Here is a 25,131-nt window from a genome sequence, read left to right as displayed (position 1 = left end):
AGCATCAATCGCCACTTAAGAGTTAGTAATAGTCTCTCACTAAAATCTCGGCAATTTGCACACTGTTTAAGGCTGCGCCCTTACGGATATTGTCCGATACCACCCAAAGATTAATACCGTGAGAATGGGAAATATCCTTACGCACACGGCCCACATAAACAGGATCGGTACCCGCTGCATGGGTCACAGCCGTTGGATATTCGTCGTCGGATTCGAACAATACCACTCCTTCGGCATCACGCAGTAAAGCTTTAATATCTTCTGCATCGGCGACTTGACGCGTCTCGATATGTACGGCTTCTGAGTGACCATAGAAGACTGGCACACGCACGGCCGTTGCGTTGACGAGGATCTCGTCATCACCGAAAATCTTCTGGGTTTCCCAGACCATTTTCATTTCTTCTTTGGTGTAGCCGTTATCCATAAATTTATCGATTTGCGGCAATACGTTAAACGCGATTTGCTTTGGATAAACTTCAGCGTCAGCAGGCAGACCTTGCAGCAACTTAGTGCATTGTTTTGCCAGTTCTTCAATCGCCTTTTTACCTGTGCCAGAAACAGACTGATAGGTCGCGACGTTGATACGGCTGATACCGTAAGTGTCGTAAATCGGTTTTAGTGCTACCAGCATTTGGATGGTCGAGCAGTTCGGGTTGGCAATAATATTGCGGTTGCGGAAATCAGCAATAGCATGGGGGTTAACCTCAGGCACAACCAGCGGAATATCAATGTCATAGCGGAAGTGAGAGGTGTTATCGATCACCACACAACCCGCTTCAGCGGCAATAGGCGCCCACTTGGCCGAGACATCACCACCAGCAGAGAAGAAGCCTAACTGCGCTTGACTCCAATCAAAGGTTTCGACGTCCAAAATGGTAACTTGTTTGCCATGGAAGCTGACCGTTTCACCGGCGCTACGGCTACTGGCTAAAGGATATAAGTTCGCAACCGGGAAGTTACGCTCTTCGAGGATCTCAATCATTGTTTGACCCACTGCACCCGATGCACCTAAAACGACAACATTAAATTCCTGCGACATAATTACCGACCGACTCCTGAAAAACCTAAATTGGACAACCAATCTACCTCAGATTGGCCGTGATAAGCCAGCGCCAATGCACTAAATTCGCGTCTATGTTTGTGATTTTTTCTCATAGTGTCGAAGCCATTCTCCTTTACAAAGCCATTTCGGAATACGGCATCGTCATCACGCAGGTCGTAGACGAATCTAGCGAGCTGTAATAAGGCTTTTTCATCGGGGGCTTGTTCGAGTTCAACCGCCTTAAAATGAAATGGAGGCAAGAGCTCGGATAAATGTTTAGTGGCCGGAATGGCCAGCAACTCACACAACTTTTGGTACAGCATAAAAGTGCCACGGGCCTTACCTTCTAAGCTGTAACCAGCGATATGCGGAGTCGCAAACTCAGCAAAAGGCACCAGCTCCGGCATGGGATTTGGCTCCCCTTCCCATACATCCAGCACCAATTTAAGGTCATTCCTTTGCTGCTTAACCTTAATTAAGGCTTGATTATCAATCACATCACCACGGCAACAGTTCACAAGCCAGGTATTGGGTTTAAGGCTCATCAGGCGCGCTTCATCGAATAAATGCAGCGTCTTATGCTCGCCAGTGCGAGTGATGGGCACATGTAGGCTGACGATATCCGCTTCGTTTAATAGAGTTTCAAGGCTCACAAAATGACGGGGATCGCCTTCGGCCGCTTTGATGGGATCATTAAGTAATACCTTAATGCCGTAGGCTTCGAGGCATTTGGCCGTCGCGCTACCTGTATTGCCCGCGCCGACAATCCCCACGACTTTACCCTTGAGCGGCGAGTTAAACCGCGCCGCCAGTTCTAACATGGCAATAAAAGCAAACTCCCCGACTGCGGTCGCATTACAGCCGGGCGCATTCGAAAAGGGAATACCACGCCCAGCAAGGTAGGCCAGATCCACATGGTCCGTCCCTATGGTTGCGCTGCCGACAAACTTAAGTTTTGGATTGGCATCTAACAGTGCGGCATTGACTCGGGTGACTGAGCGCACCAGCAGCACATCGGCATCTTGCACCTGCTCAGGCGTTAATGTGCGGCCATTAACTGGAATTATCTCGCCTAACGCCCCAAATAAGGGTTCGACATAGGGCATATTTTCATCGACAACAATCTTCATGGGGACCTTTCTGATAAAAATGGGCTAGAGAGTGAGTAGCCAAGGATTCTAGCAAGACTCTGATCATAAACCCAATCCTTGAGTCGAATTCTTAATTTCAGCCAATAAAAAAGGAAGCCTAGGCTTCCTTTTTTAACGAGAATAATGGCTTACTTATATTTACGCATCACTAATGTTGCGTTAGTGCCACCAAAACCAAAACTGTTACTCATCACAGTGTTCAGCTCGGCATCGCGGTATTCACGCACGATTGGCATATCCTTCGCAACTTCATCTAAATTATCGATGTTGATGCTAGGCGCAATAAAGCTGTTTTCCATCATGATCAAACTGTAGATGGCTTCGTGTACACCCGCTGCACCTAGGGCATGGCCTGTCATAGACTTAGTCGATGCAACTGGTGGGCACTTGTCTTTAAAAACTTCACGCAGGGCTTCTAACTCACGCACGTCACCGACTGGGGTAGAAGTACCGTGGGTGTTGATGTAGTCAATTGGCGTGTCCACATCGGCCAGAGCCATTTGCATACAACGCACTGCACCTTCGCCAGACGGAGCTACCATGTCGTAACCGTCTGATGATGCGCCATAACCAATCACTTCGGCATAAATCTTCGCGCCACGAGCCAGAGCATGCTCTAACTCTTCAACGATTAAGATACCGCCACCACCAGAGATAACAAAACCGTCACGGTCCGCGTCATAGGTACGAGAGGCTTTTTCTGGAGTGTCGTTATATTTAGTCGACAATGCACCCATCGCATCGAAGCCCATGGTCAGAGTCCAATCAAGCTCTTCAGCCCCACCCGCAAAGACCATATCTTGCTTACCCATTTGGATAAGTTCAACAGCGTGACCGATACAGTGAGCGCTGGTCGCACAGGCAGAGCTAATAGAGTAGTTCATACCTTTAATTTTGAATGGAGTAGCTAAACAGGCGCTTGCGGTACTTGCCATAATACGAGGCACAATATAAGGACCGACACGTTTTACGCCTTTTTCACGTAGAATGTCCGCCGCTTGTACTTGGTTAGAAGACGAGGCGCCGCCGGTGCCAACAATCAAGCCAACACGAGGATCTGAATACTGCTCTTCAGTTAACTGAGCATCCTTAATGGCTTCTTGCATTGCAATGTAAGCATATGCCGCGGCATCGCCCATAAAACGCAGCGCTTTGCGGTCAATCAGCTCAGAAGGATCTAATTTGATATTGCCCCATACATGACTACGTAGTTGCATCTCTTCAAACTGAGCGGAATGTGTAATACCACTACGGCCCGCTTTAAGTGACTCTGTCACTTCTTGCTTGTTATTACCGATACTTGAAACAACACCCATTCCGGTGATCACGACTCTTTTCATTTTATTGCTATCCATTGTGTACATGTCAGTACCTACTTTTTGCTGAGCCAATAGTATCTGTTTTGCTTCAATTAAGTGGTCAGCTTTCCATAAAGGCGGGTAAAATAATGCCTATTATGAGACCGAGAGTATATTTCTTTGACTGCTAAGCCCCAAAAATCTTGCCAATTTAAGCGTGATTACCCGCAACTGATCAACCTTTATCCCCCATGCGCGTTGACTACTGCACAGTCTCTGGACAATTTAACTCGCCTTCGACGCTCTAGCTTAACGACGCCATCAGCCCAACTCGGTCAAGGACTGTGCGTCATGGGGCAATGGGGACTGGGCGATGGACTCGAGCTGCTCTCTTTACTGCATCACTGGCAAACCCAGACTCAAAGCAACACACGGCTGTTAGTCAAAGTGTTTGAACCCAATCCCATTAACGATTACGAACTTAAATTACTTTGGGATCAATCGCAAAGCTTAATTTCCCAGCCCCATTTGCAACCGATTGCCAATGCCATACTCAAGGCAAAACCTGCGCGCATTATAGGGTGCCAGAGATTAATTTTTGATGACGGCCGCATCACGGTCGATTTACATTTTGGCGACCTGCACACCTCACTCACCAATTTACCCCACAGCCCTGTTCATCCCATTCAGCAATGGCTGGTTTTATCGCATTTGGCATCGCAGTTAAGCAGCAAGCAAGTTTGGCAAATGGCCCGTTTGAGTGCCGATGATGCGCAGCTGATTGGGGTCAATTTGGCTGAAACCGTGCAGCAGCTTGCCCACAGCAGTGGCTTTAGCACGCTTAATGTCCGCCAAGAATCCCTGAATGGTGATGCAAGTGATGCGCTGCAAAGTCAGATTATCACCGATGAAATTTTGCTCCATGAGCGCAAACTGCTGTGCCAACAAGCCGATACCGCTCAGGCATTTACCCCAAAACCTGCCACGCTCGCGGCTATAGATCACCCTGTTGCCATCGTCGGTGGCGGACTGGCCTCAGCGAACCTAATGCTATCCCTCGCCGAACGTGGCCAAAGTAGCATATTGTTTTGTAAAGATAATGAGTTAGGCCAAGGCGCATCAGGCAATCGTCAAGGGGCGATTTACCCCCTACTCACGCCTGAAAATGATGAGCTTAGCCGTTTTTTCCAACAGGCCTTTTTGTTCAGTCGCCGCCGTATCGAGGCGCTAAGCCATGCGTCGAAGATGGAGACAAACGCCACCCCTCATGTTACCGCGATTTCCCATGATTTTTGTGGCGTTCTGCAAACGGGTCATGATGAGCGCAGCCAACAACGGCTGGATAAAATCATCCAAAGTCAGGACTGGCCGGCGGAAATCGCCTACGCCGTTGATGCGAATGCAGCCAACGAAAGAGCCCAAATAGGCATTGATAAGGCTGGATTTTTTTATCCCCTTGGTGGCTGGGTATGCCCTTTTGAATACGCCAAGGCGGCGGTGGATAAGGCCTCGCAACTTGCCGATGTACAGTGCCATTTCAATACTGAGATCACCGAAATTGAATGTGATGCGCAGGCTTGGTATCTCCACAGTCAAGGCCAGCGTTTTGGACCATTCAGCCAAGTCGTACTCGCTAATGGCGCGCAGCTCACTCAATTTTCGGCCAGTGAGCGGTTACAGATAAGTCCGTTTCGCGGCCAAGTGAGCCATGTTCCCGCCCAATTTAAGCTGAGCCAATTGGCGACCGTGTTATGCGCAAATGGTTACCTCACGCCGAGTCATCAAGGCTTACATTGCCTCGGTGCCAGTTATGTCAAAGCGGCAGAGCACCTCGATTTTTGCCCGCAGGAGCAACGGGAAAACCTAGGGAAAATGCAAGAAAGCTATCCTAATCAAGCTTGGGTCGAAGATATTGATATTAGCGACAATAGCGCCCGTGTCGGCGTGCGGATGGTAACGCGGGATCATTTCCCCATGATGGGTTGTGCGCCCGATGTGGCTGAAATATTGGCGCGCTATGAACAGCGTCAACTCAATCAGCAGCAGGCCGAACAAAGCAAGCATTATTGGCAAACTACCCCTGCTCCGATCCTCGATGGCCTTTATATCTTGGGCGGTTTAGGGTCGCGGGGATTAAGCTCTGGCCCCTTAGCGGCCGAATGCTTGGCTGCACAATTAACCGGAGAGCCGTTGCCACTCGATTGGCCAACCTTAAATAAACTCAACCCGAATCGGATGTGGCTACGCAAATTGCTCAAAGGCAAAGCACTTTAGTGAAAGTCAGCACAGTGGTTTAGTGTTTCTGATTAGTTGTTGAATAAAGAAGCTGAGTTGCAGCAATTAAGCGTTATCGCTAAGAGAAAACTAAGCACTCTTGCTGGTATTTTCTCAAGATAAAAGTGCAAAAACAAAAAAGGATTAAGCCATTGCTTAATCCTTTTTGGAACAGATGCTGATTGTTAAGACTACTTTGAAGAACCAGGTTTAGTCGTTTTTACTCGAGTGCGATTATTGTTGTCGCGACTTTGGCGGATCAAGGCATCACCATCGAACTCGGTTTGAGCAAATACCTGCTCGCGATGGGCCTTAGCTAATCTGTCGTAAAGTAGCACATTAACCGACGCCGCCAAATTCATACAGCCTACCGTAGGCACGTACACCACGGCATCGGCCCTATCGATAATCTCTTGGCTAATGGTGCCATCCTCAGGCCCAAACACATAAAAGGCTTTATCTGGATGCACAAACTCAGGCAAGGGTGTCGCCCCTAGGACTAAATCCACACACACCAGCTTGGTGTCAGATGGGATCGCATCGAGTAAGGAGGACACCCCAGTCAACGGAATGCGCTCGGCGGCGCTCTGGGTATCGGCGTTATATTGCTGGGGCCCACGGGCTGCATATTCATAGCGTTTGCCCGTGTAGAACACCGCATCGACACCATAACAACCCGAGGCGCGCATAATGCCGCCCACATTGGTGGGCGTTTTGGGATTCACTAAACCGATATAAACCGCTTGCTTCGCCTCAGGTTTTGCCATGGCATCAACCAAAGTCGTTGTGGATGAACTCATCAATTACGCCGCTAAATGACTAACAATCTTGCCATGCAACTCTGCCCACGCCGCTTCTACCAGCGCGTAATCGGCATCATTTAATTCTTGGCGAGCAAGGGCTAAACATTCAGTCATTTTTTCAAGTAAGGCTTCTAGCGTGCTCTCGCCTTGGTCTTCAAGTTGCGACAACACCACCGCCACATGGCCTTGCAGATAACCGCAGGCAAATAAGGCATCGTCATCACCATGGCTCACAACGGACTCAATCCATTGTGATAATGCATCTTCATACTGCTCTAACATAGGGTAAAACTCTCCAATAACGTATTTCGCCTAAATGGCAGTAGGCCCCTCGGTGCTTGCAATCTCCGAGGAGAATAAATCTGAATAGTCGGGGTTGGCCACCTGATACATCACATAATCATGGTAACCCGTCGTCACTTTGTAATAGCCACAAAGCTCACGATCTAATTGAGGGTCGCCACTATCCACAATTAAGGGACGTCCTTCAAGTGCTTTTAGCTTAGTTTTTGTGGCGAGGATAATAATATTGTCCTTGCCTAGGCGGCGGATAAGCTCTGGCGACAACTGTTGATTGCCACGACCAAGAATATGCCCCTGCCCGCCAATCAAGGTAATAATGAGTTTTGCTGGCTTATCTTGAGTAAGGTCGAGCAACTGCTGGGCGGTTAAATCACTCGCTACTAAGGCTTTATCCTGGATAAGATCAACCCCCAGCAGGGTATTATCAAGCCCAAGCTCTTCCATCACAAAGGCGACAGTGCTGCCCGAGCCCATAATGTACAGCTCATCTTCCATCTGCTGAATAACATCGGCGGCAATGTCGGCGAGCACTAGCTCATCGACTTCTTTTCCACCCATCTTCACCGCTTGCACATAACGGGGTTCGGCAGGCACTAACAGCTCACCAAATCGTTTGGCGCGCACCGTACCTTGGCGAAAGGCAGCTTCATCGATATCCATCACATCGGCGCTCATTAGGCTAACCAACTCGCCATCGAGCAGCATTTTCACCACCATACCCGCAGCATGGGGGGTGATGCCATAAACGCCCGAATGGATTTTCACCCCAGCTGGCACACCAAGCACGGGCAATTTATCGTCGATAACGGCTTGTTCAAACACGCTATATACATCACGCGCCGTGCCATCGCCCCCTGCAAACAGTAATAAATCCAACGGTTCGTTCAGCAAGGTACGCACTACGGCTTGCGTGTCGATGGCCTGAGTTTTATCTGGGGTTTGATACACCACGCGGGTGTTAAAACCTAAGGCGTTAGCGGCGTCTTCTCCCATCACACCTGAGGCAGTAATGATTTCGATATCATTGGCATAGGGGGCAATCACTTCTAAGGCTTGCATCATACGCTTTATCGCCTTGGGCTCGGCGCCTAAGGCAAGGGCTTCTTCTGCCACACCATCGCTACCCTTAAGACCCACACTTCCACCTAAACCCGCCAGTGGATTGATGACTAAGCCTAAACGAAACCGGATCACCTTAACCTCTCTTGTTCATTATTTTAGTTTTTACAATGAGTTACTTTTCACAATCAATATAAGCTTATGACGCAACCGCTTGCGCCCTATCCTTAGGGATCAAAAATACCGCTAACATGGCCGCAAAGGCACAGGCCGCCGCAAAAACCCAAGACCACACAGCGCCGCTGCCATCGCCCCAGATATAACCGCAAATCCACGTTCCGAGTGCGCCGCCAACCCCAAAGCTTAAGCTGGCATACAGGGCTTGCCCTTGACTACGATGACTGGCATCAAAATTTCGATGCACAAATTGAATCGAGGCCGCATGGGTCAAGCCGAAGGTGAACGCATGCAACACTTGACTTAAGCCCAGTAATAACATGCTCTCAACGCCAAAGGCGACCAGCAACCAACGCACGGCGGTCATGGCGATACTGACGACAAGCAAGGTATTAACGCCATAACGTCCAAGCAAGCGAGGCGCAAACATAAACATCACGATTTCGGCCATTGCCCCGAGGGCGACAAAAATCCCCGCGGCCGCTTCGGTGTATCCCGCCTGCTTAAGATAAAGCACAAAGAAACCGTAAAACGGCCCAGCGCTCATCTGTAATAACATCGCCGACACCATGAACCACAGAATGGGCTTAGTCCATTTGAGCGGCTGTCGCTCCTGCCCTTGAGGACGTACGGCACGATTCGCAGGCAAGGGCAAGGCGCTGACCAACATCCCAGTAAACAAAGCTAAACCAATATAAGGCAACACCTCGGTGCCCCATTGGCCAATAGCAAAACCGGCGCCGACCACTAAGCAGATATAGCCAATGCTGCCAAAACTGCGGATTTGCCCATAGCGGCTGGCATTTTCACCTAAGGTTTCGAGGGTGATCACCTCAAGTTGCGCCAAAATCGCATTCCAGAAGAAGGTATACAGCGCGAGGCTGAGCGCCATATACACAAAGCCACCGTGGTAGAAGAAACTCAAATACGCCAGCATCGCGGCGCCCGCACCCATCTTCACCAATTCGGCGCGCATGCCAGTGCGATCGGCCACCTTGGCCCATACATTGGGTGCCACGATACGGGTCGCCATTAAAATCGCCAGTAAAAAACCGATTTCTTGAGGGTTAAATCCACGGTTTTCGAAGAAGACCCCAAGGTAAGGGATCATAGTGCCGAGAATTGAAAAGAAGAAAAAATAACAGGCACATAGCCAGCGCAACTGCTGGCTTGTGCTAGAGATAGTTGGCATTAACGCATTCCATTTATTACACAGCCGCTATGCATTTTTATTCCATGCAGACTGTCTCATTCATCGCACCTATCTCATGCCGAGGATCGGTGTATGACTGCGAACATCCTGATTTTGAGCTCTGTGTCTTAACAGATGATCCATCAACACAATCGCCAGCATAGCTTCGGCGATCGGTACCGCGCGGATCCCGACACAGGGATCGTGACGACCTTTAGTCACCACTTCCGCCATTTCACCATGAGCCGTCATGCTTTGGCCCGGCACACTGATACTCGAGGTCGGTTTTAATGCAATATGGGCAACAATGGGTTGGCCCGATGAAATACCGCCAAGTATGCCACCGGCATGATTTGATTCAAAACCCAGCGGCGACATTAAATCGCGCCCTTCCGAGCCCTTTTGCGTGACAACGCCAAAACCATCGCCGATTTCAACGCCTTTTACCGCGTTTATGCCCATTAAGGCATGGGCGATATCGGCATCGAGCCTGTCGAACACAGGTTCGCCCAGTCCAACAGGAACGCCAGTCGCTACCACAGAGATTTTGGCGCCAATGGAATCACCGGATTTTTTCAGCTCGCGCATATACTCATCCAGCGCCTCGAGCTTACTCGCATCGGGAAAGAAAAAGGCGTTCTGCTCTATTTGACTAAAATCGAGGGTCTCGGCACTAATCGGTCCAAGTTGCGACATATAGCCTTGGATATTAATGCCATGCACTTGTTTTAAATACTTTTTCGCCACAGCGCCTGCAGCAACCCGCATAGCGGTTTCGCGTGCCGATGAACGGCCGCCACCACGGTAATCACGCATGCCATACTTTTGCTGATAGGTGTAATCGGCATGTCCTGGACGGAATAAATCTTTGATATTGGAGTAATCTTGGCTGCGCTGATCGGTGTTTTCGATCAGAAGCCCAATGGAGGTGCCTGTGGTTTTGCCCTCAAACACACCAGATAAGATCCGTACTTCATCAGGCTCACGGCGCGCTGTGGTATAACGGGATGTGCCAGGACGACGACGGTCTAAATCATGCTGCATATCGGCTTCGGTGAGTTCGAGCCCTGGTGGGCAACCATCAATAATACAACCGAGCGCCACACCGTGACTTTCACCAAAGGTAGTCACCACAAAATTTTGACCAATACTGTTTCCAGACATCCGCTTTTTACACCTTAAATGATTTGCTTATCGCTCCGCGCCCAGCAATGGCTGGACAATTCTTTTTCCCGCTGCAAGCCTAACTGGCAGCGGGAAAAGACTCAACCTAATTTATTATTGCGCGTCGCGATAAATAGCAAAAAGCGATTGATGTTCGACCAGTTGGTCGCGCGTCAACACAAACACACCGTCACCGCCGTGTTCAAAGTTAACCCAGGTAAACGGCACTTCAGGGAATTGCTCCATCAGATGCACCATAGAGTTACCCACCTCAACCACTAAAATCCCCGTTGGTGTCAGGTATTGAGCCGCATTCGCTAAAATGCGTTTGGTTAAGTCAAGGCCGTCACGACCGGAAGCTAACCCAATGGCTGGCTCATGGTGATATTCATCTGGCATATCGCCAATATCTTCTTCATCCACATAGGGCGGATTAGAAACAATCAAATCGTATTGTGGACCTTCAGGAATGGCTGAAAACAGATCCGATTGCATCGGGAACACTCTGTCCATCACCCCTAAGGTTTCAACGTTGATTTGCGCCACATCGAGGGCATCTTCACTGATATCGAGCGCATCGACCTCTGCTTCATCAAATTCGTAGGCACAGGCAATCGCAATACAGCCACTGCCAGTGCATAAATCTAAAATACGATTAACGGGTTTGCCATATAACCAAGGACCAAAGCGATTGGCAATCATCTCGGCGATAGGTGAACGTGGCACCAATACGCGCTCATCCACATAGAACTCAAGCCCCGCAAAGCGCGCTTTATTGGTTAAATAAGGCACTGGCAAACGTTCACGTACGCGGCGAATGATCAGCTCAACGATTTTGTGTTTTTCGCTGCTGGTTAAGTTACTTAAAATCACCTGTTGGCCGATTTCTTCAGGCAAGTGCAGCGCATGGAACACTAAGGCAATCGCCTCATCCCACGCGTTATCCGTCCCGTGGCCATAGTACACATTAGCATCATTAAAGCGACTCACCGCCCAACGCAACATATCACCAATGGTGCGTAACTCTGTCACAGCTTCATCTACAAAGATCTTATCCAAAACGCTCTCCCGCTTGTGTGTTCGTAAACATTGTAACTGAACTCTGTTCAGAAACCATAGGATTCAATAGAATACCCGCCATGAATAAAGACGATGATAAAGAAGGCATGGCGATGTTTTCGGCGCTGATCGAGGGGATAAAACCTATCGCCCAAGATAAGCGGCATTTTCGCACGCCCCTAAAAACCAAACAGGAAATTGAACTGAAAGAGCAGCAACTGCATGCTGACAGTTATTTCTCAGATACTTACCAACCTCTGCTGCCCGTTCAGGGGCCAATGCGTTGGCTCGACGAGGGTGTCGATAGTCTCGAGCTTAAACGCTTAAGACGCGGCGATTACCAACCGGATTTATTGCTGGACTTACACGGTTACCGCCAATCAGAGGCTAAACTCGAGCTCGCGGCGCTCATTCAAGCCTGCGTAAAACAGCAAAGCCAATGTTGTTGTGTGATGCACGGTTACGGCACTGGCATACTTAAACAGCAGGTGCCTATGTGGTTGGTGCAACATCCTATGGTGAAAGCCTTTCACCAAGCGCCCAAAGAATGGGGTGGCGATGCGGCGCTGCTAGTACTTATCGATATTGGCGACCAGCCGCATCGACGTTAATGGACGAATTTATTCTCTAAAAACAAAGGGCCCACTAATGTGAGCCCTTTGTTTTATCGAAGACATTAACTAATACTGTGGGGCGCATGCTGCCAAACAATAGAGGACTGCTCGGCATGTTTATCAATCAGAGTAATTCCTGAGGTGGCAAATAAGGGCGGCTCAACACCTGCGACTAACTCACTAACCAAATAGCCTAAGAGCGGCATATGGGAAATCACCAGCACTTTATCGGCCTTGTACAACTCGGCATAGGCAACAATTAAGGCGGCCACATTGGCGGGATCGCCTGTAGGCACTAAATCATCCACGACCAGCCATTTGCGTGGCTCGGGGAAATGCTGACTCAATTCTTGCCACGTTTGCTGCGCACGTAAATAGGGGCTGACCAAAACAAGATCAAAATCGCTGACACTTCGGGCTAACCAGTTACTCATTAAGACAGTATGGTGTCTTCCTAAATCGGTAAGCGTTCTGTCCCTATCCGACTGAGCATTAAATCCAGCGTCACCATGTCGCATCAAAAATAGCTGCATACTTCTCTCGCTACCCACACTTGTTTTTGTTTTATCCCAATTGTAGCCCTAAAATGGATTTCAACAAACCTTGTAAGGGTTAATCTTTAGTCGATAAACACAAGAGATATTTGCCAAAAACCATTAAGACTATCAATATATAACAAGCCATCGTTACCGGAGTGTCTCTTTGCAAGCCTCTCAGTCTATTTACAAAAGTCCAAACGATCATCGTCAGTACCGTTATCTCGTGTTAGATAATGCCCTGCGGGTATTATTGGTCGAAGATTTGGACGCCAGCCAAGCCGCCGCTTCCATGGCGGTGGCCGTAGGACATTTTGATGATCCTGTGGATAGACCCGGTATGGCGCATTTTTTAGAGCATATGCTCTTTTTAGGCACGGAAAAATTCCCCGACTCCGGCGAGTATCATGCCTTTATCAATCAGCATGGCGGCAGTAACAATGCTTGGACCGGCACAGAGCACACCAATTTCTTTTTTACGATCAACGCCGACGTATTTGCCGACTCCCTAGACAGATTTAGCCAATTCTTTATCGCCCCCAAATTTGACCTCGACCTAGTCGATAGGGAGCGCCAAGCGATTGAATCTGAATTTAGTTTAAAGCTGAAGGACGATATCCGCCGCACCTATCAAGTGCTTAAAGAAACCGTCAATCAACAGCATCCGTTTTCAAAGTTTTCTGTGGGCAATTTAGTCACGCTAGGCGGAGAACAGGCGCAGGTCAGAAGCGAGCTATTAGCATTTTATCAAAGCCATTACAGCGCCAATTTAATGACGCTCTGTTTAGTCGCACCTATGCCGTTAGATGAGCTTCAGGCGCTTGCAGTGCAATATTTCAGTACAATCAGAAACTTAAACTTAGTCAAACAGTATCCCGATGTACCGCTGTTTTCTGAAAACGAACTGCTTAAGCAAATCAATATTGTCCCCTTAAAGGAACAAAAGCGTTTAAGTATCAGTTTTAACTTTCCTGGCATCGATCACTACTACAAACGCAAGCCGCTCACCTATATTAGCCATATCCTCGGCAATGAGAGTAAAGGCAGCCTGCTGTCGTATCTTAAAGAACAAGGTTTAGTGAATACCCTCTCCGCAGGCGGCGGAGTCAATGGCTATAACTTCAAGGACTACAGTATAGGCCTACAACTGACCGACAAAGGCGTGACCAATATTGATGATATTGTGTGCAGCTGCTTTGAATATATCGAGCTGATAAAAAACCAAGGCCTTGAGGATTGGCGCTATTTAGAACGTGCGAATCTGCTCAAAATGGCGTTTCGCTATCAGGAGCAAGTGAAATCCCTCGATTTAGCCAGCCACTTAAGCATCAATATGCATCACTACGAAGTGGAAGACTTAGTCTTTGGCGACTATCGCATGGATGGCTTAGATATTGATGAAACCCTTGAGCTATTGCGCTTAATGACACCGCAAAATATGCGCTTGCAACTCATAGCACAGTCCGTTAAGACCGACCGCAAAGCCAATTGGTACCATACGCCGTATCAAGTCTTACCGATAAAGCCCGAATCCCTTGCCCGTTGGCAAGTCACACACATTCGCCCAGAGTTGCAATTGCCCGCTGCCAATCCCTTTATTGTGGCAGATTCCATTGCTCGGCCCGATAAAAGTGAAGTCGCTGTGCCTGTGATTGTCGCGGAATCGACGGGATACCGGATTTGGCATAAAAAAGACGACGAGTTTAATGTCCCCAAAGGCCATATGTACCTATCCCTCGATTCAGAGCAGGCGAGTAAAACCCCAAAACATGCTGCCCTCACCCGCTTATACGTTGAGATGCTGCTCGATTACTTGACTGAGCCCACTTATCAAGCGGAAGTCGCTGGACTTAGCTATAACATTTACCCCCATCAGGGTGGGATCACCCTGCATTTGTCTGGTTTCACGGGGAATCAAGAAACGCTGTTAGCCCTGCTTATCCATAAAGCAAGAGAACGTAATTTCACCGAAGAACGGTTTGCGTTAATTAAATCTCAGCTGCTGCGTAGCTGGCAAAACCTCGCGCAAGCCAAACCGATTTCACAGCTATTCACTAGCTTGACAGCCACGCTGCAAAAACGCAGCTATGAACCAGCTCGCATGGCGCAGATGCTTGAAAATATCACCTTAAATGATCTGCATAACCATGTACGCGCCTTTTACGAGAAGATTTACCTCGAAGGGCTGATTTATGGCGACTGGCTTGTGTCAGAGGCACAAGCCCTAGGAAAACGACTGGAACATATCTTGTCCCTCGTATCCAACCCAAGTGCAGAGTCGACCCGTGAATTAATCAACTTAACCGGGCAAGGCACCCTGCTTCGAGAATTAGCGATCGACCATCAAGACAGTGCGATTATTGTTTACTATCAATCTGCTTCAGCGACCCCTGAGAAAATGGCGCTGTTTAGCTTACTCAATCACACTATGTCTTCGACCTTCTTCCATGAACTACGCACCGAAAAACAATTGGGCTACATGGTAGGCACAGGTTATCTGCCACTCAATCGCCATCCGGGACTCATTTTCTATATTCAATCCCCGACAACGGGGCCACTGCATTTATTAGAGGCAATCGATGAGTTTATAGCGGACTTTAATTATGCCGTAATGCAAATAACCAATGAAGAATGGGAAAGCACCAAACAGGGACTCATCAATCAAGTGATGGAACATGATGCTAACCTCAAAACCCGTGGACAGCGTTATTGGGTAAGTGTAGGCAACCGTGATTACCAGTTTAATCAGCGTGAATTAGTTGTCGAAGAAATCAACAAACTCACTCGCACTGATCTTATCAAGTTTATGATGCGCAAAATGCGTACTAAGCATAGTGACAGACTGGTGCTTTTTAGTACAGGAACAGCCCATACAGCCCAATCCGCCCTCACATCAGATAATATGATTACCGATCTTAAATTGTTTAAACAAAACACAGAAAAGTTCAATTTTTAGCCAATCATTACCCACCAAAACCTTAATTAGATGACTTGAAGTAAACAAACAAAACCGCTGCATTGATACATTTATGCAGTGGTATCTATGGTATTAACATAAAAAAGAACTGTAAAACACGGTCAATCTGTGTTTTAGATGAAAAGCTGTGCAGCATAAAGCGTCATCTACCTGCAATTAAAAGGAATTTTTACATTCTCACTTTTGACAAAGGAAAGTATTTCTGGAAAAGTGATGTAACACAATTGTTTCATGGCATCCTCGGACAATACTAAGAACAGCACTATGCCAAAAGCACTCTTACAAATAATCCTACTTAGTTGCTTATTTTTAAGCACTTTGATTTCACCTTTCTCTGCTTCAGCATTTTCGAGTGAAACTTCTCCCATAGTGATTTTACAGTCACAGTCATTTGGTGTCGCACAAGGTCTTTCACAAGGTACTGTAACTTCAATAGTTCAAGATAACGATGGCTATCTCTGGATAGGTACGCTTAACGGGCTTAACAGGTTTGATGGAAGAAATTTCAAACATTTTTATGCAGATGGAACTAATTCTGGCTTGCCTAGCTCATTTATTAGAAGTTTACAATTAGATAAGAATGGTGATCTTTACGTAGGTACTGATAATGGTTTAGCGATATATGATAAAAGTAAAGACTCCTTCATAAAATACGGTCCTCCACTTGAGAACAAACCAATTTGGAGCATAAATATATCAATAAATAGCCTAATCATTGGCACCGATAACTCAATAATAGAAATAACAGGAAAAAATAATTTTAATATATTAGCACCAAAAGAAATTGGAGAAATAAAGAAGTCCATAAAAATAGGTGATACTTACTTATTTAAAGACTATTCAGGAAAACTGTATGAGTTAAAGAACGGAAACTTAACTCTCGTTAAAGAAAATGTTATAGATATTGAACAAAAAGATGCCAACACGCTCATACTATCTTCAAAGAATGGTCTTTTTGAATATGATGGAAACCTTGTAAAAAAAATAGATGACCGTGCATTTTCACAAATAGCCAAAAACAATGAGCTTATATATGGGATTACCGAAAACAGTATCATTAACATTCTTACAAGAAAAATCATTGGATCATTATCTGAATACGCTCAAGATAAAGCAACTTACTTTTATGTGAACAAAAGTTACTTTTCTGTTGGTAGTGTTGACCAAGGATTTTCAATTATAAAAAGTCAAAGTAACTTAGTAAAACATACCACACTTGCTAACAACAGCACTTGGCATATAACTAAAAACAAAAGCGGTTTCCTTGTATCATCAGATTCAGAATATATCTCTCTTTTCAATAATAACTTTCAAAAAACAGTTGACTTCAACACTCATACAAAGGGATATAAATATGCGGTAATGAACGAAGGTAAACTTTTTTACGGAACTAGCTCTGGATTATTCGTTTTAGAAAACGAATCAGCGACTATGCTGAGTCAAGAAACTATCTCATCATTATCTAGTAATGATGATGGTTCAATCTTATCTGCTGGAACTCCAGATGGGAAAGTATTTATAATTAAAGATTCTAGTATAATAAATACCTTTGACACAAAAAGAGGGGAGCCGATTTTCGATATTGAAATAATATCTGAAAACCTGTTTTATGTGGCAAGTCAAGGTGGTTTAAGAAAATATGAAAATGGCAACGAAACTGTTGTCAGCGAACAACTAACTTACAGCATAGAAAAAGATAACAACAACATATTATTTGGAACTTCGTCAGCCCTAATGAGTTACAACACATTAACTGGCACAATAAAAAAAGTATTATCAAACAATAAAGAAATATATTCAATTGTTAGTGACATAGACTTCATTACGGTATCATCACTAGGTGAAGTCATTGTTTACAACAAGAAAACCCACTCTTCATATACGTTAAATACATCAAATGGAAGTCAATATGAATATAACTCTCCTAGTGCTATAAGAGTTAATGAATTTGTTCTATTGGCAGGAATAGATGGGATAAGTATTGTTTCTCCGGAAGAAGTTAATGAATACATAAAAAACCAAAAAGTCAGCAAAACTGAGATAACAAATTTTTCGGTCTTCAATATTGCACAAGAAAAAAATGGCAAATATTTAAGCCAACCAATTGATGTTACAAATGAAATAAAACTAAAATATTCCGAATATCCATTCTCTTTCGATTTCATATCTCCAATGTCAGATGAATTTGCTACAAGCTATTACTACAGAATGCAAGGACTTTCTGACACTTGGATTTATTCAAATGGGACTAACTCTGCAACTTACACGAACTTATCACCAGGGAAATACGTTTTTCAAGTTTATGCTATGAATAAACTTTCAGGAGATAAATCCCCTGAAAAAGAAGTAAATATTATAATAACTCCACCTTGGTGGTCCTCAACTCAAGCCAAAGTATTTTATTTCATTATTCTAATGCTTTTCACCCTCTTTGTTTTCAAAGCAATCCTACGTAAACGAGAAATTCAACGCCAAATTGCATTAAGCGAAGAACGCTTAAAACTTTCTTTATGGGGAAGCGGCGATGAAATGTGGGACTGGGATATTGAGACCGGTAATATATTCCGTTCGAATATCTGGGGCGCATTGGAATTCCCAAGAGATGGTCACCGCTCTGGCAACAGTGATGAAGAAAGTAATATTCACCCCATGGATCAAGAACGTGTAAGGGAAGCCCTTAACAAACACTTCTATGGCGAAACTGATCATTTTGAAGCGGCATACAGAGTTAAAGGCAAAGATGATAGCTGGATCTGGATCCTAGACAGAGCAAAAATCGTAGAAAGAGATTATAAAGACAATGCGCTGCGGATGACGGGCACAATTAAAAACATCAGTCAATTTAAGCAAAAAGAAGAGCAATTAAGACTCTTCGAAAAAGCTATTGAGAATATTTCCGAAGGTATGTTTATTCTCGACAGCGAATATCGATTTGTTGAAGTAAACGAAGCCTGTTGTAGAATTTCACAACGAAACCGTTCGGATTTTATTGGCAATCTTCTGACCTTCGAATTATATCCTGAATCCTTTTCTAATCAAATTCGAACCATGTTAAAACAACAAGGTCGTTGGGCCAGCGAAGTCGAAGCCAGCCGTGGTGACAATAGCCATTTCCATATGGAGCTCACTATTGACGCCATTTACGATGAATTAGGTGAATTATCACATTATGTAGGGGTATTTTCTGATATATCGAGACGTAAACAGCAAGAAGAAGAGCTTCGTAAACTCACCAACAATGACCTATTAACGGGTCTACCCAATCGCTCAAACTTACAAGTCACATTAAGCAACTTAGTCAACAAAGAAATTACCCATGCGTTAATGGTGCTCGACCTCGATAATTTTAAGCGCATTAATGACTCATTAGGTCACCAAATTGGTGACCAATTACTGAAGCTGGTGTCAGTCAGAATTAAGTCTGTCGTGCCTAAAAACACTAATATTTATCGCTTAGGGGGAGATGAATTTGCCATAGTGCTAGATAAAGCCTCTGATATTAGCGCATGTGCAGCTATTGCGGGCCGAGTTATCGGAGCCTTTAAAACCGTATTTGAAATTGATAGTGAGCAATTAGTCTTAGGAGTCAGCATTGGTATTGTTCTCTACCCTGAGGATGAACAAAGTGAGCAAGCACTACTTAGAAAGGCTGATATTGCCATGTATCATGCAAAATCTGCAGGGGGTAATTGCTATCAATTTTACTCAGAATCCCTCAATCAACATGCGATTAAACAACTGGAAATTGAAAACCTGATCCGTGAAGCTTTAAAAGAAGATTTATTTGAAGTGTATTACCAACCCAAAGTCGATCTCAAAAGTGGTCACGTTGCAGGGATGGAAGCATTAGTCCGATTGAATCATCCAACTCTTGGACTTATCCCACCAAATGACTTTATTCCTCTTGCTGAAGAAAATGGCCTAATTATCGAAATAGGTGAAATTGTACTTAGAAAAGCCTGTTTTGCCGCCCAAAAATGGCGTGAACAGGGTTTGTTTAAAGGACGAGTCGCTGTCAATTTATCGTCACGTCAGTTTGCTCTACCTGATTTACAGCAACGAATTGAAGCTATTTTACGGTTAACAAAATTGCCAGCAGCACATCTTGAACTCGAAATAACCGAAGGGACAGTGATTAAACAACCAGAAATGGCGATTAGTGTGATGCAGCAATTGACGAGAATGGGAGTCAGCCTAGCATTGGATGACTTTGGTACGGGCTATTCCTCGCTTTCTTACTTAAAGCGATTCCCTATTCATACGCTCAAAATTGATAAAGCATTTGTCGATGATATTGATAAGTCAGATCGTGATTTAAAAATGGTCGATTCTATTATAACTATTGCCCACAATATGGGTCTGTCGGTTGTCGGTGAAGGTGTTGAACAAGCCGCACAATTAAATATCTTGCGCGCCCTAAACTGCGAAGAGATACAGGGATATATCTTTAGCAAAGCAATAAATGAAACTGAATTTACTCAATTGCTCCAAGAGGACGGGAGTAAATTTATGCCCTACCACAGCATAATTTAATCATTAGATTATCTCTCAACCGGTAGTTTGAAACATTGGCACAACATCTGCAACAAGGTGTTTAGTGTCAAAAAATAAATATTATCAACTACCCTGAGAGATAAAATAATGAAAGGAATTCTAACCGCAGCTGCGTTACTGTCTACCATCGGCTTTGCAACAACCTCATTAGCAATTGAAACAACTATAGAGAATAAGCAATCTCAAACTGTTGTATCATCTGAAGCGACTAAAGAAGTTAATCAAGAAGTTGCTGGTTCTCCATATGTGAAATTCAAATCCTTTGAAGTCGCTGGACATCCATATGTGAAGTTCAAACCACTTGAAGTCGCTGGCCATCCATATGTGAAATTCAAGCCATTAGAAGTCGCAGGCCATCCATATGTGAAGTTCAAACCATTAGAAGTCGCTGGCCATCCATATGTGAAGTTCAAACCATTAGAAGTCGCTGGCCATCCATATGTGAAGTTCAAACCACTTGAAGTCGCTGGCCATCCATATGTGAAATTCAAGCCATTAGAAGTAGCTGGCCATCCATATGTGAAGTTCAAACCATTAGAAGTCGCTGGCCATCCATATGTGAAGTTCAAACCACTTGAAGTCGCTGGCCATCCATATGTGAAATTCAAGCCCCTTGAAGTCGCGGGTTCTCCCTATGTGAAATTCAGACCACTTGAACAAATCGCATAACATTAATCAGGTGAAGGAGAGTATCAATGTTAAATTCAATCAAAAAAGCACTTGGTTTCGCAAAGCCTGTTCGTAAAAAAGTAAAATTACCCGAAGGCTTAAACCACCTTGAAGTGATCCCAGCAAAGGGTTGGTGGAATTAATTTCCCTCTTAAAGCGGAAATATGCAGTTCAAAGGGACTAGAGCTATTTTGCTAGCGCGAGGCCTAGACCAATAACAAAGGGAGCTTGATGCTCCCTTTGTCATTTACCACATTACAACAAATAATAACAATATTAAGCAGTTAGACTACAGTCAGATGTCTGGCGAACTCTACTTAATGCAATACGTTTATGGGAAGAAAACAGTGGAAACGCTAAGGGCCCCAGTATAAATCCCATTACAGCCCAATAGGTTACAGAAAGTCCGATTCTAAAAGCCGCAACGCCAAAACACCAGGAACAACTCACTGACAAGACGAAAATCACATAAAACATTAATCCCACAGCAACCTCTTCATCGACTAAGTCATTATGTGCAAATCAACAAATAGCAGTTCTCAATACAAATAAACTCTAAACGAGGCTATTTATCAGCACTAATCAACTCAACATCTAAATTTAGGGTATTACGGCACAACTGCCGTAAATAGGCACGCCATGATACAAGATCACTCAAACATGTGTGAACATTTTTTAGGCAAAAATTAGCCTTGAGGCAATAAAAAAGCGGCATAGGTTTGCCGCTTTTTTAACCAGGTCATATTAAGCGCTTAGAAGAAACGTGTCTTTTCTGCCGCCATTGCCTTAAGACGTGGACATGGCTCAAATCGGTCGCCGTATTGGGCTTGATAACGTTCAAGTATGTTGACTAAGTTATCGGCACCTAGGGTATCAATATAGTGGAATGGGCCACCTAAGAATGGTGGGAAACCAATACCGAAGATGGCACCAATATCACCATCGCGCGGTGAAGCGATAATGCCGTCATCTAAACAACGTACTGCTTCATTGAGCATTTGCACGACACAACGCTCTGCCACCGCACTTAAGTCTTTGTCCATACCAGGCTTGATGCCAAGCACTGCGTAAACACTTTCATCTACGGCTTTCTTCTTGCTCGACGCTTTATTGCCAGCAGCATATTGATAGAAACCTTTGCCATTTTTACGGCCTTTTCTATCATCGCTCAGTAACTTATCGAAGGCTGCTGGAGCTTTAAAGCGCTCACCCAGTTCTTTTTCAAGGATTGGAGCGATTTTAGCACCGACATCGATACCCACTTCATCGAGCAAAGTGATAGGGCCGACGGGGAAACCGAACTTCACTAAGGCTTTGTCTAGGTGCTCAATACTCTGCCCTTCCAGCAGTAATTGTGCTGCTTCGTTCATATAAAGCGCGAGGATACGGTTAACATAAAAGCCGGCACCGTCTTGTACCACGATTGGCATTTTACCCTGTTTGCGGGCAAAGGCCACTGTGGTGGCAATCGTCTCTGGAGACGTTTCCGCATGGGCAATCACTTCCACCAGCGGCATTTTTTCTACTGGTGAGAAATAATGTAAGCCAATCACATTTTCAGGACGGCTGGCCGCTTGTGCAATTTGGCCAATGGGTAAAGATGAGGTGTTAGATGCAAAAATCGTGTGCTCACCGCATTCACGCTCAATATCTTTAACCATCTGATGTTTAAGCGCTAAATCCTCAAACACGGCTTCAACAACAATGTCAGCATCCTTAACGCCTTTATATTCGGTTGTCGTTGTCATCAGTGCCATTAAATTGTCACGAACGGCCGGCGTCATATGACGACGTTTAACACCTTTATCCAATAACTTATAGGCGTAGGAAAGCGCATTGCTTAAGCCCTTTTCGTTAATGTCTTTTACCCGCGCAGGAATTTTAGCCTTAGTCGTCGTGACCGAAGCAATACCACCGCCCATCAAACCACCACCTAAAATCACCGCTTTTTTGACTTTACGTGGTGTCGCCCCTTCGGCGCCAGTTTCTTTCTTCATCTCTGTGGTAGCAAAGAAAATACTGCGCAGCGCCTCAGATTCTTTCGACACCACCAGATCAGCAAAATGGCTGGCTTCTACCTCAAGCCCTTTTTGCATTCCCTTCGCCATACCTTGGCGCACGCAATCAATAATTTTTGCAGGCGCGGGGTAGTTACCTTGGGTTTTCTTAGCGACTTGCTTGGTGGCTTGATCGAAAATAATATTGCGACCAAACCCTGTGCCTTCGAGTAATTGATTAACCAGCGATTTTTTAACTGGTTTCGCCGTACGTTTACCCGCGAGCGCCATTTGCACTGCGGTTTGCAGTAAAATCGTCTGTGGCACCACATCGTTAACTAAGCCCATCTTTAACGCTTGTTTCGGGCGAATTTGTTTACCCGTCAACATCATATCCAGCGCAGTAGTGATCCCCACTAAACGAGGTAAACGCTGAGTACCACCACCACCGGGTAACAAACCGAGTTGTACTTCGGGTACGCCCAACATGGTCTTGCCATCATCACTGCACACACGTTGATGGCATGCGAGCGCAAGCTCTAAACCGCCCCCTAAACAGGCGCCATGTATCGCAGCAACCACGGGGATATTCAAGGCTTCTAACTCGTTAAACACCACATGCCCTTGCTGGGATAAGGTTTTCGCATCGCCGGCCGTTTGGCAAGCGTCGAGCATAGAAATATCCGCCCCTGCTACGAAGGAGTCTTTTTTACCCGAAATCAGCACTAGGCCACGGATACTGTTATCGCCTTTAATCTCAGACAGGATCTCACTGATCTCAGGGCCAAACTCTGCCTTGAGGGTATTCATGGTTTCGCCGGGTACGTCCATTGTTAGAATGGCGATACCGTCTTCACGGCGGGTTAAATTAAATGTCTTTTCCATCGCCATTACTCCACTTCCACAATCATTGCAGCCCCTAAACCACCCGCAGCACAGGCCGTTGCTAGTCCCGTTCCGCCACCACGACGTTTAAGCTCACGACAAACCTGAGTGATCAAACGCGTACCTGTCGCCGCAAAAGGATGGCCGTATGCTAAAGAGCCGCCGAGCACGTTAAATTTGCTCATATCGATTTCACCAATGGCACGATTACGCCCTAATTTTTCTTCGGCAAATTTCTTTGAGGCAAACATCTGCATGTTAGCTAAGGTTTGTGCCGCAAAGGCTTCGTGCATTTCGATAAGAGTTAAATCTTCTAATTCCATGCCAGCGCGCTTTAATGCCAATGGCGTTGCATAGGAAGGCCCCATCAACATGTCTTGCCACACATCAATCGCGGTAAATGCGTAGCTCTTAATATACCCAATAGGTTGATAACCCAAGGCTTTAGCGCGACCTTCACTCATCAAAATGATCGCCGAGGCACCATCGGTCAGCGGTGTACTGTTCGCGGCCGTCACACTGCCATGCTTTTTATCGAAAGCGGGACGCAGTTTGGCGTAAGAGGCTAAATCAGAGTTTTCACGAATGTTATTATCGCGCTCGATAAACTGTTTGTAGGGTGGGACATGGGCCACCATCACTTCGTCACGCAGATGACCCGAAGCCCAGGTTTCACTCGCCAGCGTGTGAGAGCGGTGTGCCAGCGCATCTTGGTCGGCGCGGCTGATATTATACGTCTTAGCCATTTGCTCTGCGGTTTGCCCCATAGACAATCCAGTAGAATACTCGGCAACGGCAGGCGGCACTGGCAATAAGTCTTTGATGCCTAAACGGCGGAAAATTTGTAACTTTTGGCCAAAGCTGCGGGCTTTATTCAGATCGACTAAGGCATGGGCGAGCTTTTTAGATACCCCAATAGGCAATACAGAGGAAGAGTCGGCGCCGCCGGCAATACCAATCTCAATATTGCCCGTCATGATTGACTCGGCCACATTCACCGCGGATTGGAAACTGGTCGCACAGGCGCGGGTCACGCTGTAGGCATCGGTTGACACATCCATGCCGGTTCCTAACACGATTTCACGGGCAATGTTCGGTGCCGCAGGCATTTGTACCACCTGACCATACACTAATTGCTCAATCAATTTAGGATCCAGTTCGCTACGGGCCAGCAGTTCGTTAACCACCATTTTGCCCATATCGAGCGCCGACACACCGTGGAATGCGGTCGCCTGCTTCGCAAATGGCGTTCTTAAGCCCGCCACAATGGCGATACGCTCACCCTTTGCGTTAGTTACCTGTTGTCTATCACTCATTTGTCACCCTCTTTATGTGCGCTATCGCTGAGAGATTTCAGGCGGCGCTATCGATTTCCAT

At 45.8% G+C, this 25,131-nt stretch carries 17 protein-coding genes; 5 read left to right on the top strand and 12 right to left on the bottom strand.

The annotated features are described in order from the left end of the window. Positions 1-22: 22 nt before the first annotated feature. The 3 genes from EYR25_RS06730 to fabB all read right to left on the bottom strand — a co-directional run bounded on the left by EYR25_RS06730 (position 23) and on the right by fabB (position 3,533). Positions 23-1,039, bottom strand: a complete 1,017-nt coding sequence (locus tag EYR25_RS06730; protein ID WP_023267706.1) for an aspartate-semialdehyde dehydrogenase — start codon at positions 1,037-1,039, stop codon at positions 23-25. A gap of 2 nt (positions 1,040-1,041) precedes the next feature. Then, complete coding sequence (locus tag EYR25_RS06725) at positions 1,042-2,172, bottom strand: 4-phosphoerythronate dehydrogenase (protein WP_133178927.1); 1,131 nt, start codon at positions 2,170-2,172, stop codon at positions 1,042-1,044. Between the two features lie 149 nt (positions 2,173-2,321). After that, positions 2,322-3,533 carry a beta-ketoacyl-ACP synthase I gene (gene fabB, locus EYR25_RS06720; protein ID WP_165953468.1) on the bottom strand — a complete coding sequence of 404 codons (1,212 nt, stop codon included), beginning with the start codon at positions 3,531-3,533 and terminating at the stop codon, positions 2,322-2,324. Between the two features lie 138 nt (positions 3,534-3,671). Between fabB and mnmC1 the strand changes: the two genes are divergently transcribed. Beyond that, positions 3,672-5,765: an FAD-dependent 5-carboxymethylaminomethyl-2-thiouridine(34) oxidoreductase MnmC1 gene (gene mnmC1, locus EYR25_RS06715; protein ID WP_133178925.1), complete on the top strand. Its 2,094-nt coding sequence runs from the start codon at positions 3,672-3,674 to the stop codon at positions 5,763-5,765. A 191-nt stretch (positions 5,766-5,956) separates the two neighbouring features. On the opposite strand, the gene EYR25_RS06710 is transcribed toward mnmC1, so the two are convergent. The 6 genes from EYR25_RS06710 to prmB form a co-directional block, all read right to left on the bottom strand. Beyond that, positions 5,957-6,565, bottom strand: coding sequence for an RNA methyltransferase (locus EYR25_RS06710; RefSeq protein WP_133178924.1), 609 nt, complete (start codon positions 6,563-6,565; stop codon positions 5,957-5,959). A gap of 3 nt (positions 6,566-6,568) precedes the next feature. Continuing rightward, entirely contained in the window at positions 6,569-6,850 is a 282-nt protein-coding gene (locus tag EYR25_RS06705) for a YfcL family protein (protein ID WP_023267701.1), read from the bottom strand. Between the two features lie 30 nt (positions 6,851-6,880). After that, on the bottom strand, positions 6,881-8,065 hold the full coding sequence (locus EYR25_RS06700; protein ID WP_133178923.1) for an ATP-NAD kinase family protein: 1,185 nt from the start codon (positions 8,063-8,065) through the stop codon (positions 6,881-6,883). Between the two features lie 64 nt (positions 8,066-8,129). Continuing rightward, on the bottom strand, positions 8,130-9,299 hold the full coding sequence (locus EYR25_RS06695) for an MFS transporter (protein ID WP_133178922.1): 1,170 nt from the start codon (positions 9,297-9,299) through the stop codon (positions 8,130-8,132). Positions 9,300-9,368: 69 nt separating this feature from the next. Further along, positions 9,369-10,463 carry a chorismate synthase gene (gene aroC / locus EYR25_RS06690; protein ID WP_133178921.1) on the bottom strand — a complete coding sequence of 365 codons (1,095 nt, stop codon included), beginning with the start codon at positions 10,461-10,463 and terminating at the stop codon, positions 9,369-9,371. Positions 10,464-10,577: 114 nt separating this feature from the next. Then, on the bottom strand, positions 10,578-11,522 hold the full coding sequence (gene prmB, locus EYR25_RS06685; protein WP_037420141.1) for a 50S ribosomal protein L3 N(5)-glutamine methyltransferase: 945 nt from the start codon (positions 11,520-11,522) through the stop codon (positions 10,578-10,580). A gap of 80 nt (positions 11,523-11,602) precedes the next feature. Between prmB and smrB the strand changes: the two genes are divergently transcribed. After that, complete coding sequence (smrB, locus tag EYR25_RS06680) at positions 11,603-12,133, top strand: endonuclease SmrB (RefSeq protein ID WP_133178920.1); 531 nt, start codon at positions 11,603-11,605, stop codon at positions 12,131-12,133. Positions 12,134-12,198: 65 nt separating this feature from the next. On the opposite strand, the gene sixA is transcribed toward smrB, so the two are convergent. Then, positions 12,199-12,669 carry a phosphohistidine phosphatase SixA gene (gene sixA, locus EYR25_RS06675; protein ID WP_133178919.1) on the bottom strand — a complete coding sequence of 157 codons (471 nt, stop codon included), beginning with the start codon at positions 12,667-12,669 and terminating at the stop codon, positions 12,199-12,201. Between the two features lie 169 nt (positions 12,670-12,838). On the opposite strand from sixA, the gene EYR25_RS06670 reads away from it, so the two are divergent. The 3 genes from EYR25_RS06670 to EYR25_RS06660 all read left to right on the top strand — a co-directional run bounded on the left by EYR25_RS06670 (position 12,839) and on the right by EYR25_RS06660 (position 20,872). Further along, positions 12,839-15,628, top strand: coding sequence for an insulinase family protein (locus EYR25_RS06670; RefSeq protein WP_133178918.1), 2,790 nt, complete (start codon positions 12,839-12,841; stop codon positions 15,626-15,628). A gap of 285 nt (positions 15,629-15,913) precedes the next feature. Next, complete coding sequence (locus EYR25_RS06665; protein WP_133178917.1) at positions 15,914-20,182, top strand: EAL domain-containing protein; 4,269 nt, start codon at positions 15,914-15,916, stop codon at positions 20,180-20,182. 108 nt (positions 20,183-20,290) lie between these two features. Next, positions 20,291-20,872, top strand: coding sequence for a hypothetical protein (locus EYR25_RS06660; RefSeq protein WP_133178916.1), 582 nt, complete (start codon positions 20,291-20,293; stop codon positions 20,870-20,872). Positions 20,873-21,624: 752 nt separating this feature from the next. On the opposite strand, the gene fadJ is transcribed toward EYR25_RS06660, so the two are convergent. Further along, on the bottom strand, positions 21,625-23,754 hold the full coding sequence (gene fadJ, locus EYR25_RS06645) for a fatty acid oxidation complex subunit alpha FadJ (RefSeq protein WP_133178915.1): 2,130 nt from the start codon (positions 23,752-23,754) through the stop codon (positions 21,625-21,627). 5 nt (positions 23,755-23,759) lie between these two features. Beyond that, the gene (gene fadI / locus EYR25_RS06640) at positions 23,760-25,070 is read right to left on the bottom strand and encodes an acetyl-CoA C-acyltransferase FadI (RefSeq protein ID WP_133178914.1); all 1,311 of its coding nucleotides are present in this window, start codon (positions 25,068-25,070) and stop codon (positions 23,760-23,762) included. Positions 25,071-25,131 lie beyond the last annotated feature (61 nt).

It is taken from the genome of Shewanella decolorationis (assembly GCF_004354305.1).
GTDB lineage: Bacteria > Pseudomonadota > Gammaproteobacteria > Enterobacterales > Shewanellaceae > Shewanella > Shewanella decolorationis.
Note: the sequence above shows the minus strand (reverse complement) of the source record. Positions and strands in the feature narration are given on the sequence as shown.

Excerpts from the sequence above, each read along its gene's own strand:
- EYR25_RS06710 (WP_133178924.1), bottom strand. The coding sequence starts at position 6,565 with ATGAGTTCATCCACAACGACTTTGGTTGATGCCATGGCAAAACCTGAG.
- EYR25_RS06665 (WP_133178917.1), top strand. The coding sequence starts at position 15,914 with ATGCCAAAAGCACTCTTACAAATAATCCTACTTAGTTGCTTATTTTTA.
- fabB (WP_165953468.1), bottom strand. The coding sequence starts at position 3,533 with ATGAAAAGAGTCGTGATCACCGGAATGGGTGTTGTTTCAAGTATCGGT.
- aroC (WP_133178921.1), bottom strand. The coding sequence starts at position 10,463 with ATGTCTGGAAACAGTATTGGTCAAAATTTTGTGGTGACTACCTTTGGT.
- EYR25_RS06725 (WP_133178927.1), bottom strand. The coding sequence starts at position 2,172 with ATGAAGATTGTTGTCGATGAAAATATGCCCTATGTCGAACCCTTATTT.
- EYR25_RS06730 (WP_023267706.1), bottom strand. The coding sequence starts at position 1,039 with ATGTCGCAGGAATTTAATGTTGTCGTTTTAGGTGCATCGGGTGCAGTG.
- EYR25_RS06705 (WP_023267701.1), bottom strand. The coding sequence starts at position 6,850 with ATGTTAGAGCAGTATGAAGATGCATTATCACAATGGATTGAGTCCGTT.
- fadJ (WP_133178915.1), bottom strand. The coding sequence starts at position 23,754 with ATGGAAAAGACATTTAATTTAACCCGCCGTGAAGACGGTATCGCCATT.
- smrB (WP_133178920.1), top strand. The coding sequence starts at position 11,603 with ATGAATAAAGACGATGATAAAGAAGGCATGGCGATGTTTTCGGCGCTG.
- fadI (WP_133178914.1), bottom strand. The coding sequence starts at position 25,070 with ATGAGTGATAGACAACAGGTAACTAACGCAAAGGGTGAGCGTATCGCC.
- EYR25_RS06660 (WP_133178916.1), top strand. The coding sequence starts at position 20,291 with ATGAAAGGAATTCTAACCGCAGCTGCGTTACTGTCTACCATCGGCTTT.
- EYR25_RS06695 (WP_133178922.1), bottom strand. The coding sequence starts at position 9,299 with ATGCCAACTATCTCTAGCACAAGCCAGCAGTTGCGCTGGCTATGTGCC.
- sixA (WP_133178919.1), bottom strand. The coding sequence starts at position 12,669 with ATGCAGCTATTTTTGATGCGACATGGTGACGCTGGATTTAATGCTCAG.